This window comes from Mycobacterium sp. SMC-4, assembly GCF_050205565.1.
In the GTDB taxonomy this organism is placed as follows: Bacteria; Actinomycetota; Actinomycetes; order Mycobacteriales; family Mycobacteriaceae; genus Mycobacterium.
On sequence record NZ_JBNMQU010000012.1, the window covers coordinates 179045 to 195084 of the forward strand.

Below are 16040 nucleotides of genomic sequence, written 5' to 3' on the forward strand. Positions count from 1 at the left end.
ACTCCGCACGCTTCGTTCGGCATCACTGGTAGACGACCTCCTGTGAGCGGCGGCGAACCACGGTGACCTCGTCGCGCTGGTTCCCGGTGGGGCCCAGGTAGTTGAACGCGAACGCCGTCTGCGCGTAACCCCCCGCGAGATGGCTGGGCTTGACCAGCAATCGCGTCAACGAGTTGTGGATGCCGCCCCGCTTTCCGGTGGTCTCGGACAGCGGCACGTCGATGACGCGTTCCTGGGCGTGGTAGACGTACACCACCCCTTCGGGCATCCGGTGGCTGACGATGGCGCGACACACCAGCACGCCGTTGCGGTTGACCGCTTCGACCCAGTCGTTGTCGCGCACCGCGATTTTCGCCGCGTCGGCAGGGCTCATCCACATCGTGGGGCCCCCGCGGGACAGGGACAGCATGAACAGGTTGTCCTGGTATTCGGAGTGGATCGACCACTTCGAGTGCGGGGTCAGGTACCGCACCGTCAGTCCCACACCGCCGGCGTCCGCACTGCCCAGTTCCGGCTCGCCGAACAGACGGTGGATGTCCAGCGGCGGCCGGTAGATCGGCAGTTGCTCCCCGAGCTCTTCGAGCCAGTCGTGATCGAGGTAGAAGTGCATGCGCCCGGTCAGCGTGTGGAACGGCTTGAGCTCCTCGATGTTGACCGTGAACGGGGCGTAGCGACGGCCGCCGGTCTCGCTGCCCGACCACTCCGGGCTGGTGATCACCGGTACCGGGCGGGCCTGAGTGTCGGCGTAGGTGATTCGGCGTTCCTCACTGCCGCCGGCCAGATGCGTCATGGAACGTCCCGTACGGCGTGCCAGCTGCTCGAACCCTTCGACCGCCAACCGTCCGTTGGAGGTGCCCGACAACGCCAGGATCACGTCGGCCATGCGTTCCGCGGTCGTGATCGCCGGTCGTCCCGCCGCGGGCCCGGAGCTCAGCACACCGAACTTCGCGGCGAGTTCGTCGACTTCCTTGTCGGGATGGGTGGTGATGCCTTTGGTCTGCAGCCCGAGGCGTTCGACCAGCGGTCCCAGCGTCGCCCACTTGTCGGCGATCGCGGTGTAGTCGCGCTCCACCACCGCGAGGGGACCCATGCTCTTGCCCGGCACCGGGGTCTCGCCGCTGACGCGCCAGTCTCGTTGCGTACCAGCGGGGTAGGCCATGGCCGCGGGGGTATCGTGCTGCAGTGCGCTGAGCACGACGTCGGTGCGGGTTCCGAGGTGTTTCCTGGCCAGCGCCGAGAAAGCGATCGCGATGGCCCGAAACGCCTCGAAATCCGACCGGGTCTCCCACGGCGGATCGATCGCCGCGGTGAACGCGTGCACGTAGGGGTGCATGTCGGTGGTGTTCAGGTCCGCTTTCTCGTACCAGGTGGCGGCCGGGAGCACGACGTCGGAGAGCAGGGTCGTCGACGTCATCCGGAAGTCGATTGACATCAGCAGGTCGAGTTTTCCTTCCGGGATGCCGCCGTGGTCGTCCAGCCGCCACTCGATGTCGTTGGGGCGCAACGACTCCTCGGTGGGGGTGGCTTGCAGGTTCGAATTGGTCCCCAGCAGGTGCCGCAGGAAGTACTCGTTGCCCTTGCTCGACGATCCCAGCAGGTTGGCGCGCCACACGTTGAGCACCCGCGGCCAGTTGGCCGGGTTGTCCGGGTCGGTGATCGCCATCTTCAGTGCGCCCGAGGCCAACTGTTCGGCGACGTACTCCGGAATCTCCCGGCCCGCGGCGCGGGCTTCGTCGGCGACGTCGAGGCTGGAACGGTCGAACTGCGGGTAGAACGGCATCCATCCCATCGCCGCCGACGCGGCCAGCACGTCCATCGTGTGCTTGCCGGCGAACCGGCCGCGGCCCAACGGGCTGGCCAACGCGTCGGCGCGGTAGCCGTCGTACCGCCACTGGTCGGTGTGCACGTACCAATACGAGGTGCCCGGCATCTGCCGGGGCGGGCGCACCCAGTCGTTGGCCATCGCCATGGTCGACCACCCGGTGGCCGGGCGGCATTTCTCCTGGCCGACGTAGTGCGCCCAGCCGCCGCCGTTGCGGCCCATCGACCCGGTCAGGATGAGCATCGCCAGCACCGCCCGGTAGGTGGCGTCGCCGTGGAACCACTGGCAGATCCCGGCACCCATGATGATCATCGAACGGCCGCCGGATTCTTCGGCGTTGCGGGCGAATTCGCGGGCGACGCGGATGGCCTGCGCGGCCGACACCCCCGTGATGGATTCCTGCCACGCCGGGGTGTACGGCCGGTCGGGATCGTCGTAGCCGGTGGGCCAGTCGCCCGGCAGACCCGGCCGCGCCACCCCGTACTGGGCCAGCATCAGGTCGAACACGGTGCACACCAGGTGATCACCGACCCGGCGCACCGGCACACCCCGTTCGAGGGTGGCGCCGTGTCCGTCGACGGTGTCGAACCGCGGCAGGGCAATGGCCGCGGTCTCTCCGTCGTCGACCGCCACGGTGAGTGCGGGAGACAGGTTGCCGAGGTCGAGGTTCCACTTGCCGACGCCGTCGTCGCCGAACCGGAATCCCAGGGAGCCGGGTGGGACGACGACGGTGTCGGTGGCCGTATCGAGCAGTGCCGGTTTGAACGCGGCGTTCTCGACGTCGTGACCGAGGTCGGCCGCGGTGAGGTTCTTGCTCGGCACCAGCACGCCGTCGCGGTCTTCGAGCTTGACCAGAAACGGCAGATCGGTGTACTGGCGCACATAGTCGGTGAAGAACGGGACCTGTTGAGACACAAAGAATTCGGAGAGGATCACGTGGCCCATCGCCATGGCCAGCGCTCCGTCGGTGCCGGCGGCGCACGGCATCCACTCGTCGGCGAACTTGGTGTTGTCGGCGTAATCGGGACTGACGCTGACCACCTTGGTGCCGCGGTAGCGCACCTCGGTCATCCAGTGTGCGTCCGGAGTGCGGGTGACGGGCACGTTCGACCCCCACATCACCAGATACGAACTGTCCCACCAGTCGCCGGATTCGGGGACGTCGGTCTGGTCGCCGAACACCTGCGGCGAGGCCACCGGCAGGTCGGCGTACCAGTCGTAGAACGATGTCATCGCCCCGCCCACCAGCTCCACGAAGCGTGAGCCGGCCGCGTGGCTGACCATCGACATCGCCGGGATCGGAGAGAAGCCGGCCACTCGGTCCGGACCGTAGGTCTTGATGGTGTGTACGTGGGCGGCGGCGATCATCTCGGCCGCCTCGGCCCAGGTGACCCGCACCAATCCGCCTCTGCCGCGGGCCTGTTGGTACCGGCGACGGCGTTGCGGATCGGCTTGGATGTCCGCCCAGGCCAGCACAGGGTCGCCGAGCCGGGACTTGGCCTCGCGGTACATCTCCACCAGCACGCCGCGGGCATACGGGTAGCGCACGCGTGTCGGCGAGTAGGTGTACCACGAGAAGGCCGCGCCACGCGGGCATCCGCGCGGCTCGTATTCGGGGCGGTCGGGCCCCACGGACGGGTAGTCGATCTCCTGGGTCTCCCAGGTGATGATCCCGTCTTTGACGTAGACCTTCCAGGAACACGATCCCGTGCAGTTCACGCCGTGGGTGGAGCGCACCACCTTGTCGTGGCTCCAGCGGTCGCGGTAGAAGATGTCGCCTTCGCGCCCGCCGCGCCGATGCACGGTGCGCCCGTCGGCGGAGAACTCACCAGGCGTGAAGAATCGGCCGCTGCGCTTGAGCAGGTCTTCGACCGCTCCCCCGGTGCGGGGCGGACTCGTCACGTGGCAGCCTCCTTGCGTTGCGGCTCCTGGGCGTGCAGTTTCCATGCGGTGTAGGCGAAGGCGATGACGGCGGTGATCACCAGCAACGTCAGTCCGATCGTGTAGTCGTTGTCGACACTGTCGTAGCTGGCGCCCATCACCATCGGCGGGAAGTACCCGCCCAATCCGCCTGCGGCAGCGACGATTCCGGTGACCGATCCGACCGAACGCGCGGGCGCTCGCCGAGCCACCCAGGCGAAGACGCCACCGGTGCCGATGCCCAGGAACAGCGCCAGCGAGACGAAGGTGAGCGCCGACCACAGGTCCGGTGGCGGCTGCAGGATCGCGATCGCGGCGGTCACGGCGGTTCCGGCGAACGAGCCGAGGACCACGTATTTGGGAGCGATGCGGTCGGCCAGCATGCCGCCGACCGGCCGCGCCAGCACGGCGGCCAAGGCGAAGCCGGCGGTGCGCGCACCCGCGTCGACCGCCGAGAAGTCGTAGATGGTCTTGATGTAGGTGGGCAGGTAATTGCTGAACGCGACGAAGCCACCGAAGACCACGGCATACAGAAACGCCATCTCCCACGTGACCGGCAGCTTGGCCGCAGCCTTGAGCTTCGGCAGGACCGCGTCGTGGTTGGCGTGGAAGTCGGGAGCGTCGCGCATCACCACCACACACGCCAGCGCGGTCGCGGCCAGCGCCACGGCGATGATCACGTGCGTGGTCATCAATCCGAACCAGTCGACGAATCGCGGCGTGAAAAACGCCGACAGCGCGGTGCCGACCATCCCCATGCCGAACACCCCGGTGGCGAAGCCGCGGCGCGACGGCTCATACCAGTGGTTGGCGAACGGGATACCGACGGCGAAAACCGTGCCGGCGATGCCGAGGAAGAACCCGAAGACCACGAGCAGCGGATAGGACCCGGAGGTGCCGGCGATGCCTACCGCCAGGACGGGCACGATCGACGCCAGTGTGACCGCGATGAACATGACGCGTCCGCCGAACCGGTCGGTCAACGGCCCGACGACGATGCGCCCGAGTGCGCCGACCAGGATGGGCGTGGCGACCAGAATGGACGCTTCGCCGCTGCTCAGCGACATGTCCCCGGCATAGGTCGTCGACAGCGGGCCGATCATGTTCCAGGCCCAGAAGTTGATGGCCGACACCCAGGTGGCCAGCGCCAGATTGATCCCCCGCCGTGCGCCGGTGTCCGGCGTTGTCGCCGTGCTCACCGATCCAGCAAAACACCATCGACGAGGTGATGCGACCGTTTCGACGTAAACGCTCGGAAAACGAAACTACTTGGCAGAACTAAATTCTCATTTCAGGGGTGGTTTTTTGCCGCACATCCAACCCGGGTGGCAACCCTACGTTTCCAATTCGAAGCCTGATGAAGCACTTTCGAGCGCGCGCCGCAGATCGTCCAGCCACACCCGGTCGGCCGGGACCCAGTTCACCGCGTCGAGTTCGTCGGCGCCGACCCAGTCCAGCGCGCGATGGTCGTTCGGCGCGACGTCGCCTGCGACCCGCTGCACCAGGTAGGCGCGCAGCACCGCAGTGGCGTTCAGTGCGATGTCGACACCCACGCGGGCGCCGACGGTCACCGTGACACCGAGCTCTTCGCGCAGCTCCCGCACCAGCGCGTCGGCGTCGCTCTCACCGGCGTGGACCTTTCCGCCGGGCAGCTCCCACAGACCGGCCAGTTCCGGTGGACGGGCACGCTGCGCCACCAGCAGCGCACCCCGCTCGATCAGGGCGCCCGCGACGACGACGAGGGACGGCGAGGACATCGCCGCCACGGTATACCGTCGAAGTCATGGCTGTTTTGACCGATGAACAGATCGCGACCGCGCTGACCGAGCTGACCGGCTGGGAGCATGTCGACGGTGCGCTGCGGCGCTCTGTGAAGTTTCCAGCGTTCCTGGACGGGATCGAGGCGGTGCGGCGCGTCGCTGAGCACGCCGAAGCCCAGGATCACCATCCCGATATCGATATTCGCTGGCGCACCGTCACTTTCGCGCTGGTGACGCACTCCGAGGGTGGGATCACCGACAAGGATGTGCAGATGGCTCGCGAGATCGACGGGCTCCTCGGATAGCGATCCAGGCCAACGTCACCAAGGTAGCGACCACGTAGGCCAGTCCGGGCCAGGAGAGGTACCAGGGCCGGGGGATGGTCCAGATCGTCGGCTGGGCGAAGCTCAGCAACCAGGGCACCCCGATCAGCGTCAACACCAGCCACCCCCAACCCAGTACCCGGGCGCCCAGTTGTTCGCGCAGCGGACCGTGCAGCAGCCAGATCATCAACGGGATCAGCCACACCCAGTGGTGCGTCCAGGAGATCGGCGACAGCAGCAGCCCGAACAGTCCCACGATCACGATGGCTCCGAGCCGGTCGTCGGCGCCGCCGATGGCCCGCCATGCCAGCAGCGCGAGGACCGCGGTGACCGCGATCCCGGCGAGCACGAGCGGGCCGTAGCCGGCGTCGTGACCGAGGATGCGCGAGATGCCGCCGCGCCAGGACTGGTTGAACGACGTCGCCACCGGGCCGACACGATGCGCGTCGCCGAGCAGCTCGGTGAAGTACACCCGCACCTGGTCGCCGACGACGAGAGCGGACACGCCGACGGTCGCGAAGAACACCGCAGCCGAGAACAGCACGGCGCGCCAGCGGCCGGCGCCCAGGAAGTAGAGTCCCGCCACCGCCGGGGTGAGTTTGACCCCGGCGGCCAGCCCCACCAGCAGGCCGGACAGCCACCATCGGGTGCTCAGCACCGCCCAGAGCACCGCGAGCACCAGCAGCACGTTGATCTGGCCGTAGTCGAAGGTGGAGCGCAGGGGTTCGGTCCAGATCCCGACGGCTGTCCACAGCAACGCGACACGCCGGTCGTCGCGCCCGATCAGACGTTGGCTCAGGCGCACCACGCCGTAGAGCGCGGCGATCGTGCCGAGCTGCCACAGCAGGGCCAGCAGACCGAACGGCAGCAGGTGCAGTGGATAGAACACGACCGCGGCGAACGGTGGATAGGTGAACGGCAGCGGGAAGTCCGGCGTCTGTTCGGCGTAGACGAAGTCGTAGAGGGTGCCGGGGTCGCCGAGGGCGGCCGCACCGCCGACGTAGACGTGCAGGTCGACGAAGTTGGCCCCGTTGGGCACCAGGTACGTCCATGCCAGCCGGGCGCCGACGCTGAGGACCAGCAGCAGCGGCGCCACGGCGAGTAGCCGCGCCACCGCACGGGACCGCGGCGGGGCCGGCGGGGAGTCGAAGGTGTTGATGGATCGACTGTATCGACGCCGGGGCTGTGGACCTGTCGGCCGGTCACTGTCCGCGCTCATGTGCGTAACGGATCAATAAATGCCACACATGTCACTTGAGTAACACCAGTAACAAGCTAGCTTCGGGTGCAGGCGTGCCACCGACGAATTGGGAGACCTCATGAACCGCACCCGAAAACTGTTCGCCACCACGATGATCGCAGCGGCAGGAGCGGTTTCGGCTGCCGTGGCGCTGTCCGCTTCGGCCGCCGCTCAGCCGGCGCCCGCACCTGCGCCCGCTCCGGCACCGGAGGTTCCCGGTCTGCCGTTCCTGCAGCAGCTCGCGGCCAACCCGGAAGCCGCCACCCAGCTGGTCCAGGGCTTCGCGAACCTCATGGGCAGTGCCCCCTCGGCCACCGCTCCGGTCGCGACCGCGTCGACCACCGCCGTCCCGGCGACCGCGCCCGGGGCGACCGCGTCGATCACGCTGCCGCAGCCGGCCAACGTCCTGCCCGGCGCCAACGTCCTGCCGGGTGCCAACGTCCTGCCCGGCGCCACCGCGCTGCCCGGCGGCAACATCACCACCGTGCCGGCCGGCAACACGACAACCGTCCCGGCGAGCGCTCCGACGCAGAACCCGCTCAGCGCGCTGACCGACTCGCTGGGCGTGCCCGGCGGTCTTGCCTCGCTGCTGCCCAGCGGCACCCCGCTGGCGGGTCTGCTGCCCACCGACAGCACTGCGCCGGCCGCGCCCGCGGCGGCTCCTGCTGCGGCACCGGCCCCGGCGCAGCTGTTCTCGCCGCTGTCGGCGCTGCCCTGATCCGGAACGTCTCAGGCGACCGCAACCGTCCACTACAACCACAGCACTGGGGGATCATGTCGACCAGGACGAAATTGACCACCGCACTCGCGGTGGGTTCGTCGATGGCTCTGCTGGCGGTCGGCGTGAGCGCAGGCGCGCACGCCGAACCCGCCGCCGCACCGCTACCGATCGACGGTCTGCAGGCTCCCGGCCTGCCGGCCGTGCAGAGCATCGGTCCGGTGATCCAGCAGGCCGCGGCTGATCCGGGCAACGCTGCTTCGATGCTGATGGCCGCTGCCGCGGTGTTCGCCGGTGACGCCGCGGCGCCGCGCCCGTCCCGCGACGTCGCGTCGGCGGTCAATCAGTTCGTGCAGCCGGTCGCCCACGTGCCCGCCACCGGCGCGGTGCCCGGCACCGAAGCGCATCTGCCGGCCGGGGTGAATCCGGCTCACGCCGTCGGTCCCGTGCCGGAGACGACGCCGCACGCGCCGGCGGCCATCGCACCCGGTCCCGCGCCGCTGCCCGGTCCGGCCCCGGTGCCGCCGCCGGCACCGGCTCCTGCCCCGGCGCCCGATCCGGCAGCTGCTCCCGGGCAGCCGGTCGCCGCCGCCACGCCGGGAGGTGCTCCCGGTTTCGGGCCCGACGCCCCGGTCACGCAGGACTTCCTCTACCCGTCGATCAGCAACGGCTGCCTCGCCGACGGCGGCAACGTGCTGGCCACGGCGATCTCGGTGGCCGGGCCCGCGAAGATCCCCGCGCCCGGACCCGGTCCGGGCCAGACCGCCTACGTGTTCACCGCCATCGGCACGCCGGGCCCGGCGGCCGAGCAGAAACTGCCGTTGAACGTGACGTGGGTGAACCTGTCGACCGGCAAGTCGGGCAGCGCGACGCTCAAGCCGCGGCCCGACATCAACCCCGAGGGCCCGACGACGCTGACGGCCATCGCCGACACAGGTTCGGGCAGCATCATGTCGACGATCTTCGGTCAGGTCACCACGACCGAGAAGCAGTGCCAGTTCATGCCGACCATCGGGTCGACCGTCGTCCCGTAAGTCTGGGTCCCGTAAGTCTGGGTCCCGTAAGTCTGGGTCCCGTAAGTCTGGGGCCCGTAAGTCTGCGCCGGAGTGGCATTCCCGGTCGTGACTCGCCCTGCGAGCGCGACCGGGAATGCTGTTCCGGGTGGGTCAGGGTGGGTCAGTAAGCCATGAACAGGATGGCGTCGCGGTCGTAATCGCGACCCGGGTGCTGCTCGGACAGATGCTTCTGGGCCTTCTCCACCAGATCGTCCTCGTCCTGACCGGTGATGGCTTCGCCGCATGGGCAATTCAAGTGAGTCTTCATGGCTTAACTTTGGCACAGCCCGCGCGTGCAGATAAGACAAGATCGCGAACATGGACATCTACGACGTGATGCGCACGACCGGCGCGGTTCGCCAGTTCACCGGCGACCCTCTGCCCGACGAGGTGCTGAGCCGCATCCTCGACCACGCGCGGTTCGCTCCGACCGGCGGCAACCGTCAGGGCGTACACGTCATCGCCATCCGCGACCATGCCACCCGCGCCGCGCTGGCCGCGCTGAGCCTGCCCGGCGCCCGGCGCTACCTGGCGCAGAAGACCAACGGTGAGGGGCCCTGGAATCCTCTGCGACCCATGGCCGTATCTGCCGAGCAGGTCGCCGCGACCGAGGTTCCCGCGGCGATGACGGCGCCGCTGTTGGACGCCGCGGTGGTGCTGGTGGTGTGCGTGGACCTGTCCGTAGTCGCGGCGACGGACCAGGACTTGCCGCGCGTGGGTGTGGTTGCCGGCGCGTCGGTGTACCCGTTCGTGTGGAACGTGCTGCTGGCCGCGCGCAACGAGGGCTTCGGCGGGGTGTTGACGACGATGGCGGTGGCCGAGGAGCCGCGCGTGCGGGAGCTGCTGGGCATCCCAGACCGCTACGCGGTGGCTGCCGTGCTGCCGATGGGAAAGCCGGTCCGTCAGGTGCGGCGACTGACCCGCAAGCCGGTGTCGTCGTTGGCCAGCCGTGAGCGGTTCGACGGCGAGTCGCTGTGATGTGCCGTCGGCGGCGTGAGACCTTGGGACCATGACCGCCACGCTGGGTTACGCCATGGCCGGCAACGGCCGCGGCGACCTCGACCAGCAGGTCGCCGCGCTCTGCGCAGCCGGTGTGGACTCCCACCGCATCTTCACCGACCGGCATCCGGGTTCAGCCGACAAGTTGCGGGCCGGACTGGTGGCGCTGCTGAGCTATGCGCGTGCCGGCGACGTGGTGGTGGTTGCGGCGTTGCAGCAGCTCGGCCGCACCGCGACCGAGGTCAGCCGGACGGTCGCCGATCTGGACTCCCGCGGCATCACCGTGCGCTGTCTGCGCAGCGGCGTGGACACCGCCACGGGCAGCGGCCGCGTGGTCGCCGCGGTGCTGACCGACCTGGCGACCCTCGATTAAGCCTTGCCCGCCTTGGCTTTCGCTTTGGCTTCCTTCTTGTACTCGCGCACCTTCTGCAACGAGCCGGCGTCGGTCACGTCGGCGATCGACATGTGCACGTCGGCCCTGCCGTAGTCGCCGGCCGCGGCCCGCCAGTTCTCCGGTGTGACGCCGTACTGCTTGCCCAGCAGGGCCAGGAAGATCTTGGCCTTCTGGTCACCGAAGCCGGGCAGCGCCTTGAGCCGGCGAAGGACGGTGGGCCCGTCGGCACCGTCCGACCACAGTGCGGCGGCGTCGCCGTCGTACTCGTCGACGATGACCTGCGCCAGCGCCTGCACCCGCTTGGCCATGGAGCCCGGGAACCGGTGCACGGCGGGGGTCTGGGCGAACAGCTCGGCGAACTTGTCGGGGTCGTGGTCGGCGATCAGCGCCGCATCGAACCCACCCAGGCGGTCGGCGAGTTTCTTCGGCCCGCTGAACGCCACCTCCATCGGGATCTGCTGATCGAGCAACATGCCGACGAGCAGCGCGAAGGGGTTGGCCTCCAACAGCGCGTCGGCCGCCGGTTCTTGGACTAACTGCAGTTTGGCCACGCAGCCAGTCTAGGACGACCGGTCGGTTCGGTTCCGGGAGTCCGTGTCGGCCGGGTGTGCGATCGTTGGCGCCATAACCGGTGGATATGGCCTTGAGGAGACGGACATGAGACGGGTGGTTGCTCCTGTCGCGGCCAGGAAGTACGCGTGCCCCGTTGAGTGAGCGCAATCCGGCCGTCGAGATCATCGACGGTTACTTCACGTGCGAGTTCACCACGCTCGCGCGCAACGGCTCCCCGCAGACGTGGCCGGTCAGTCCGCGGCTGCTCCCCGACGGCCGTTTCCTGTTGACCACCAGCATCGGGCTGCCACAGAAGGCCTTCAACATCCGGCGTAACCCGAAGGTCAGCCTGCTGTTCTCCGAGCCCACCGGCAGCGGGGTGGCCCAGCCGGGCGCCGTCCTGGTCCAGGGCGACGCGATTGTCGAGGATCGCATCGTCACCGACGCGGCGTCGGACCCGGAGCTGGCGGCGTTGACGCAGACGCTCGCGGTGCGCCAACCGGCCGGTGCGTTCTGGGGCACCTGGCTCGGACGTCGCCTCTGGTGGTCGTACTACCTGCGGCTGCTGATCTACGTGACACCCCGCCGCGCGCTGTACTGGCCGACGCGTGACTTCACCACTGCGCCAATCGAACTCGACCTCGCGCAGGTGCGCCGTGTGGACTGAGGCGGCCAAGCGGCTGAGAGCTTTCGACGACGCGGTGCTCACCGCCGTCGACGAGCACGGCTACCCGATCAGCGTGCGGGTGCCCACCCGCGACTATGACGCGGCCACCGGCGAACTGCCGGCGCAACTGCCGGCGACGCTGGCAGCCGCAGAGGGGCCGGCCAACCTGCTGTGCCACTCACACGACGACAAGCTGTGGAACCTGCAGACCGCCCACGTCAAAGGCCACCTGGTCCGCCGCGGACAAAACTGGGTGTTCGTCAGCGAGACGTACACGCCGCAGTCGCGCTGGCACATGGTGTCGTTCCTGAAGAACGCCAACGACTCCGCCCAGCGCTACCTCGAGCGTCGCGGGCTGACCCGGCCCGCGGTCAACTGGGCGACCATCCGCGAGCTGCGTCGGCGCGCGGAAACGCAGGACCGGTGAACCGATGCCCGGTGAACTCGCGCTCGGGCTGACGGCGGCGCTGAGCCTGCTCGCCGTCGCCGCGGTGGTGCTCGCACTACGTACCCGCCGCGTGGTCGCCACCCCGACCGAGCGCGCCGTGCACGCTGCACTGCACACCGCGTCGCAAGCCGCGCGCGCACTGCGCCAGGGGCTCGACGACGACTCCGCACAGACCGCCGCGCCGTTCCTGCGCACACTGACCGGCACCGACGGCCTCGCGTTGTTCGACGCCGACGGCCGGATGCTCGGCCGCGATCCCGACGAAGCGCCGCTGTGGGAGCGCGTGCAGGACGCGTGCGGTGCCGCGGCACGTGAATCACTGTCCGCGCAGCGCCGGGTGATGACGCACACGTCCGCATCGGCGGTGATCGCGCAGCCGCTATTGACCGAGGCCGGGGATCAGCCCGGCGTGCTCGTGGTCGTCACGACCCGCTCCCCCGCACCCGGGCTGCTCGGCGCGGTCGGCGAGGTGGCCCGGTACGTGGCGGGCCAGATCGAGCTGGCCGAGCTCGACGCGTCCCGCGCCCGGCTGGACCGCGCCGAGGTGCTGGCGCTGCGCGCCCAGATCAGCCCGCACTTCATCTACAACGCGCTCAACACCATCGCGTCGTTCGTGCGCACCGACCCCGATCGTGCGCGGGAGTTGATCCTCGAGTTCGCCGACTTCACCCGCTACTCGTTCCGGGCGGCCGGGCAGTACACCACCCTGGCCGAAGAACTGCGCAACATCGACCGCTACCTGACGCTGGAGCGGGCCCGCTTCGGCAGCAAGCTGCGCGTCACGTTGCAGGTGGCGCCCGAGGTGCTCAATGTCGTGGTCCCGTTCCTGGCGCTGCAACCATTGGTGGAAAATGCTGTGCGCCATGGGTTTGCGGGTCGAGGCAGCGGATCGATCGAACTGGTCGCGCGCGACGAAGGGTCGGATTGTGTGATCACCGTCGAAGACGACGGCGTCGGCATGGATCCCGACGCGTTGCGCGCCGGTCCCGGTGACGCGCTGGCCGACCCGGTCGCCGAAGGTTCGTCGGCGCACGTCGGACTGACCAATGTCGACCATCGCCTGCGCGCCGCGTTCGGCAACGACTACGGTCTGGTGGTCGAGACGGCGATCGGTGCGGGCACCAAGGTGGTGATGCGGGTGCCGAAGTTCCGGTCCGGGGTGCGGGCCGGCGGAGGAGCATTCGGGGTGGGCAGCCAGTGACCAGACCGCTCACGGCGCTCGCGGTGGACGACGAGGCCCCGGCCCTCGACGAGCTGGCGTATCTGCTCGGCCGCCACACCGACGTCGCACAGGTGCTGCGGGCCGCAGACGCGACCTCGGCGCTGCGGGAACTCAACCAGCACCGCATCGACGCAGTGTTCCTCGACATCAACATGCCGGGCCTGACCGGCATCGAGTTGGCCGGGGTGCTGGCCAACTTCTCGCACCGTCCCGCGGTCGTCTTCGTCACCGCGCACGACGACAAGGCCGTCGCGGCGTTCGACGTCGGCGCCGTGGACTATCTGCTCAAACCGATCCGCGAGGACCGCCTCGACCAGGCGGTGCGGCGCGTGCTGGCCGCCCGCGCGACCCCAGCCACGCCGACCCCGCACGCCGAGAACGACAGCGCACCTGACTCCGATGTGGTGCCTGCCGAACTCGGCGGCGTCACTCACCTGGTGCCGCGCGACAGCATCGGCTGGGTGGAAGCCGAAGGCGACTACGCGCGCCTGCACGCCGCGTCGGGAGCGCATCTGGTTCGCATCCCGCTGAGCACTCTGGAAACCCGTTGGCACAGTCACGGATTCCAGCGGGTGCACCGGTCCTACCTGGTGGCGCTGCGGCTGGTGACCGGCCTGCGCAACGCTGACGGCGGCATGCTGGTCCGGCTGCGCGCCAACGGCGCCTCCCCCGCCGTCGAGCTCCCGGTCAGCCGCCGTCAGTCCCGCGAACTGCGGGATCGCCTGGTGCGCAACCCGATGCGCAACCTGCGGCCGGAAGGGACGCACGGTGACTGACCCGCAGCGACCGCAGCGGCAACGGGTGGTGCTCGCCCACCGCCGGGGCGCACGGATGGTGCGCACCCGCGTCGAGGTCCAGGAGCAGACCGTGGTCGGTGACGCGCTGGTGCGCGGACTGGTGCGCGCCCAGCTCGGTCTCGCGTTGCGCCTCGGGGCGGTCGCGGTGTGCCTGCTCGGCGCCATCCCGGTGTTCAACGCGGTGTTCGGCGACCTCGCAGCGCTGACGGTGTTCGGGGTGCGGTTGAACTGGTTCGTGCTGGCCGCCCTGGTGTACCCGCTGCTCTACGGACTGGGGTGGTTCTACGTGCGCGCCGCCGAACAGAGCGAGCGTGACTTCGTCGGCGTCATCGACTCCGAACCATGACCGGTTCGCCGTTGACTGCCGCCGCACTGCTGGCCGCCGCGGTGGCCACGGTGGCGATCGGCGCCTACGGGGTGCGGTTCTCGCGCACCACCTCCGACTTCCTGGTCGCGTCGCGCACCGTCGGGTCGCGGTGGAACGCCGCCGCGGTGTCCGGCGAATATCTCTCGGCCGCTTCGTTTCTCGGTGTGGCCGGCCTGATCGCGAAATACGGTGCGGACGCGCTGTGGTATCCGGTCGGCTTCACCGCCGGCTATCTCGGACTGTTGCTACTGGTCGCCGCGCCACTGCGACGGTCCGGCGCCTACACGGTGCCCGACTTCGCCGAATTCCGTCTGGGATCACGACGTCTGCGCAAGGTCGCCATGCTGGTGGTCGTCGCCGTCTGCATCTTCTATCTGGTGCCGCAGTACCAGGGTGCGGGTCTGGCACTCAAGACGCTGCTGGGCCTGCCCCTGTGGGTGGGTCCGCTGGCGGTCGGCGTCATCGTCATCACCAACGTGGTGGCCGGCGGGATGCGTTCGATCACATTCGTGCAGGCATTCCAGTACTGGCTCAAGCTCACCGCGGTGGCCGTTCCCGCGCTCGCGTTGACGGGGCTGTTCTTCGCCGACCGCGACGGCGAACTCGGTGGGCCCCTGCCGCCGACAGTGCCCGCGCAGACCACCGTGACGATCGAGACCGATGTCCTGGTGCAGGTCGGTGCGCCCGCCGGCGTCTCCGTCACCGGCAGCCTGGACGGACGCGACGTGCACAATGCCTCGATCGGCGCACCCGGCGAGCACCTGCTCGGCGCAGGCAGCACGCTCGAACTGGCTGCGGGGGCGGCGACACCGGTGGTCGCCGGCGCACCGCACACCGGCACCGAATGGATCGCGTCCGGCCGCGGACTGGGCGGCCCCCACCCGCTGTTCCAGGTGTTCTCGATCATCGTCGCGACGTTTCTGGGCACCATGGGGCTGCCCCACGTGCTGGTGCGGTTCTACACCAACCCCGACGGGCGCGCGGCGCGCCGCACCGCGCTGGCGGTGATCGCACTGCTGTCGCTGTTCTACCTGTTCCCGACGCTGCTCGGCGTGTTCTCCCGGCTGTATGTGCCGCAGCTGCTGATCACCGGCAACGCCGACGCCGCGGTGCTGCTGGCGCCCGGTTCGGTCATCGCCGGACCGGCCGGGCAGCTGCTGGGGGCACTGGTCGCGGCCGGGGCCATCGCGGCGTTCCTGGCAACGTCGTCGGGTCTGGTGGTCAGCTTCGCCGGGGCGCTGGCCACCGATGTGCTGCGCGGACGGATCAGGGACTTCCGGCTGGCGGCCGTCATCGGCGGACTGCTGCCGATACCGTTGGCGCTCAGCGCATCCGGCGGGCTGGAGTTGTCGCGAAGTGTCGGCCTGGCCTTCGCGGTCGCGGCGTCGACACTGTGTCCCCTGCTGGTTCTGGGCATCTGGTGGCGTGGACTGACCGCCGCGGGCGCGATCGCGGGTCTCGCGGTGGGCGGCCTGCTGTCCGGTGGCGCGGTCACCGTCGCGGTGCTCGGTGGCATCGACGAGGCTGTCGGCAACGGATGGCCCGCGGTCCTGGTCGGCTACCCCGCGGCGCTGAGTGTGCCGCTGGCCTTCGCGACCATGATCGTCGTCAGCCGGGCCACCCGCCGCGCGGTCCCGGCCGACGTCGCGCAGACCTTCGCCCGCATGCACGTCCCCGAACACTTCGGCATGGGCGTCGAGCGCCTTCCCCAGGAGAGCGCGCCGCGCACCGTTCGTCGTCGCTGACCGACCGCTCA

At 69.4% G+C, this 16040-nt stretch carries 17 protein-coding genes; 11 read left to right on the forward strand and 6 right to left on the reverse strand.

The window, feature by feature from the left end:
- Positions 1–22 precede the first annotated feature (22 nt).
- The 3 genes from ACQI46_RS20895 to ACQI46_RS20905 form a co-directional block, all read right to left on the reverse strand.
- On the reverse strand, positions 23–3724 hold the full coding sequence (locus tag ACQI46_RS20895; RefSeq protein ID WP_427095948.1) for a nitrate reductase subunit alpha: 3702 nt from the start codon (positions 3722–3724) through the stop codon (positions 23–25).
- Positions 3721–4899 carry a nitrate/nitrite transporter gene (locus tag ACQI46_RS20900; RefSeq protein ID WP_427095996.1) on the reverse strand — a complete coding sequence of 393 codons (1179 nt, stop codon included), beginning with the start codon at positions 4897–4899 and terminating at the stop codon, positions 3721–3723. The genes ACQI46_RS20895 and ACQI46_RS20900 overlap by 4 nt, the downstream gene beginning before the upstream one ends.
- A gap of 177 nt (positions 4900–5076) precedes the next feature.
- Complete coding sequence (locus ACQI46_RS20905) at positions 5077–5499, reverse strand: (deoxy)nucleoside triphosphate pyrophosphohydrolase (RefSeq protein WP_427095949.1); 423 nt, start codon at positions 5497–5499, stop codon at positions 5077–5079.
- A 26-nt stretch (positions 5500–5525) separates the two neighbouring features.
- Here ACQI46_RS20905 and ACQI46_RS20910 point away from each other — a divergent pair, with 26 nt between their 5' ends.
- The gene (locus tag ACQI46_RS20910; protein ID WP_427095950.1) at positions 5526–5807 is read left to right on the forward strand and encodes a 4a-hydroxytetrahydrobiopterin dehydratase; all 282 of its coding nucleotides are present in this window, start codon (positions 5526–5528) and stop codon (positions 5805–5807) included.
- Here ACQI46_RS20910 and ACQI46_RS20915 read toward each other — a convergent pair.
- Positions 5755–7044 (reverse strand): mannosyltransferase, encoded by a 1290-nt coding sequence (locus tag ACQI46_RS20915; protein WP_427095951.1) that lies wholly within the window; start codon positions 7042–7044, stop codon positions 5755–5757. The two genes, ACQI46_RS20910 and ACQI46_RS20915, sit on opposite strands and share 53 nt — an antisense overlap.
- A gap of 100 nt (positions 7045–7144) precedes the next feature.
- Between ACQI46_RS20915 and ACQI46_RS20920 the strand changes: the two genes are divergently transcribed.
- Together ACQI46_RS20920 and ACQI46_RS20925 are read left to right on the forward strand one after the other, a co-directional pair.
- Positions 7145–7783 (forward strand): hypothetical protein, encoded by a 639-nt coding sequence (locus ACQI46_RS20920; RefSeq protein ID WP_427095952.1) that lies wholly within the window; start codon positions 7145–7147, stop codon positions 7781–7783.
- A 56-nt stretch (positions 7784–7839) separates the two neighbouring features.
- On the forward strand, positions 7840–8817 hold the full coding sequence (locus tag ACQI46_RS20925; RefSeq protein ID WP_427095953.1) for a hypothetical protein: 978 nt from the start codon (positions 7840–7842) through the stop codon (positions 8815–8817).
- A gap of 142 nt (positions 8818–8959) precedes the next feature.
- On the opposite strand, the gene ACQI46_RS20930 is transcribed toward ACQI46_RS20925, so the two are convergent.
- The gene (locus tag ACQI46_RS20930) at positions 8960–9106 is read right to left on the reverse strand and encodes a DUF1059 domain-containing protein (protein ID WP_427095954.1); all 147 of its coding nucleotides are present in this window, start codon (positions 9104–9106) and stop codon (positions 8960–8962) included.
- Positions 9107–9156: 50 nt separating this feature from the next.
- On the opposite strand from ACQI46_RS20930, the gene ACQI46_RS20935 reads away from it, so the two are divergent.
- Entirely contained in the window at positions 9157–9816 is a 660-nt protein-coding gene (locus ACQI46_RS20935) for a nitroreductase family protein (protein WP_427095955.1), read from the forward strand.
- Positions 9817–9847: 31 nt separating this feature from the next.
- Positions 9848–10210, forward strand: coding sequence for a recombinase family protein (locus ACQI46_RS20940; RefSeq protein ID WP_427095956.1), 363 nt, complete (start codon positions 9848–9850; stop codon positions 10208–10210).
- Here the strand turns inward: ACQI46_RS20940 and ACQI46_RS20945 are convergent.
- A complete protein-coding gene (locus ACQI46_RS20945) occupies positions 10207–10782 on the reverse strand; it encodes an HhH-GPD-type base excision DNA repair protein (RefSeq protein ID WP_427095957.1) in 576 nt (191 codons plus the stop codon). The genes ACQI46_RS20940 and ACQI46_RS20945 overlap by 4 nt on opposite strands.
- A 155-nt stretch (positions 10783–10937) precedes the next feature.
- Between ACQI46_RS20945 and ACQI46_RS20950 the strand changes: the two genes are divergently transcribed.
- From ACQI46_RS20950 to ACQI46_RS20975, 6 genes are read left to right on the forward strand one after another with little or no spacing between them, the layout of a single operon-like run.
- Positions 10938–11450 carry a pyridoxamine 5'-phosphate oxidase family protein gene (locus ACQI46_RS20950; protein WP_427095958.1) on the forward strand — a complete coding sequence of 171 codons (513 nt, stop codon included), beginning with the start codon at positions 10938–10940 and terminating at the stop codon, positions 11448–11450.
- A complete protein-coding gene (locus tag ACQI46_RS20955) occupies positions 11440–11877 on the forward strand; it encodes a hypothetical protein (RefSeq protein ID WP_427095959.1) in 438 nt (145 codons plus the stop codon). The genes ACQI46_RS20950 and ACQI46_RS20955 overlap by 11 nt, the downstream gene beginning before the upstream one ends.
- A 4-nt stretch (positions 11878–11881) precedes the next feature.
- Positions 11882–13099 carry a sensor histidine kinase gene (locus ACQI46_RS20960; RefSeq protein ID WP_427095960.1) on the forward strand — a complete coding sequence of 406 codons (1218 nt, stop codon included), beginning with the start codon at positions 11882–11884 and terminating at the stop codon, positions 13097–13099.
- Complete coding sequence (locus ACQI46_RS20965; RefSeq protein ID WP_427095961.1) at positions 13096–13896, forward strand: LytR/AlgR family response regulator transcription factor; 801 nt, start codon at positions 13096–13098, stop codon at positions 13894–13896. Before ACQI46_RS20960 ends, ACQI46_RS20965 begins: the two co-directional genes overlap by 4 nt.
- Positions 13889–14263, forward strand: coding sequence for a hypothetical protein (locus ACQI46_RS20970; RefSeq protein ID WP_427095962.1), 375 nt, complete (start codon positions 13889–13891; stop codon positions 14261–14263). The genes ACQI46_RS20965 and ACQI46_RS20970 overlap by 8 nt, the downstream gene beginning before the upstream one ends.
- Positions 14260–16029: a cation acetate symporter gene (locus ACQI46_RS20975; RefSeq protein ID WP_427095963.1), complete on the forward strand. Its 1770-nt coding sequence runs from the start codon at positions 14260–14262 to the stop codon at positions 16027–16029. The genes ACQI46_RS20970 and ACQI46_RS20975 overlap by 4 nt, the downstream gene beginning before the upstream one ends.
- The last annotated feature ends 11 nt before the right edge of the window (positions 16030–16040 follow it).

Excerpts from the sequence above, each read along its gene's own strand:
- ACQI46_RS20940 (WP_427095956.1), top strand. The coding sequence starts at position 9,848 with ATGACCGCCACGCTGGGTTACGCCATGGCCGGCAACGGCCGCGGCGAC.
- ACQI46_RS20915 (WP_427095951.1), bottom strand. The coding sequence starts at position 7,044 with ATGAGCGCGGACAGTGACCGGCCGACAGGTCCACAGCCCCGGCGTCGA.
- ACQI46_RS20905 (WP_427095949.1), bottom strand. The coding sequence starts at position 5,499 with ATGTCCTCGCCGTCCCTCGTCGTCGTCGCGGGCGCCCTGATCGAGCGG.
- ACQI46_RS20910 (WP_427095950.1), top strand. The coding sequence starts at position 5,526 with ATGGCTGTTTTGACCGATGAACAGATCGCGACCGCGCTGACCGAGCTG.
- ACQI46_RS20975 (WP_427095963.1), top strand. The coding sequence starts at position 14,260 with ATGACCGGTTCGCCGTTGACTGCCGCCGCACTGCTGGCCGCCGCGGTG.
- ACQI46_RS20930 (WP_427095954.1), bottom strand. The coding sequence starts at position 9,106 with ATGAAGACTCACTTGAATTGCCCATGCGGCGAAGCCATCACCGGTCAG.
- ACQI46_RS20920 (WP_427095952.1), top strand. The coding sequence starts at position 7,145 with ATGAACCGCACCCGAAAACTGTTCGCCACCACGATGATCGCAGCGGCA.
- ACQI46_RS20925 (WP_427095953.1), top strand. The coding sequence starts at position 7,840 with ATGTCGACCAGGACGAAATTGACCACCGCACTCGCGGTGGGTTCGTCG.
- ACQI46_RS20960 (WP_427095960.1), top strand. The coding sequence starts at position 11,882 with ATGCCCGGTGAACTCGCGCTCGGGCTGACGGCGGCGCTGAGCCTGCTC.
- ACQI46_RS20935 (WP_427095955.1), top strand. The coding sequence starts at position 9,157 with ATGGACATCTACGACGTGATGCGCACGACCGGCGCGGTTCGCCAGTTC.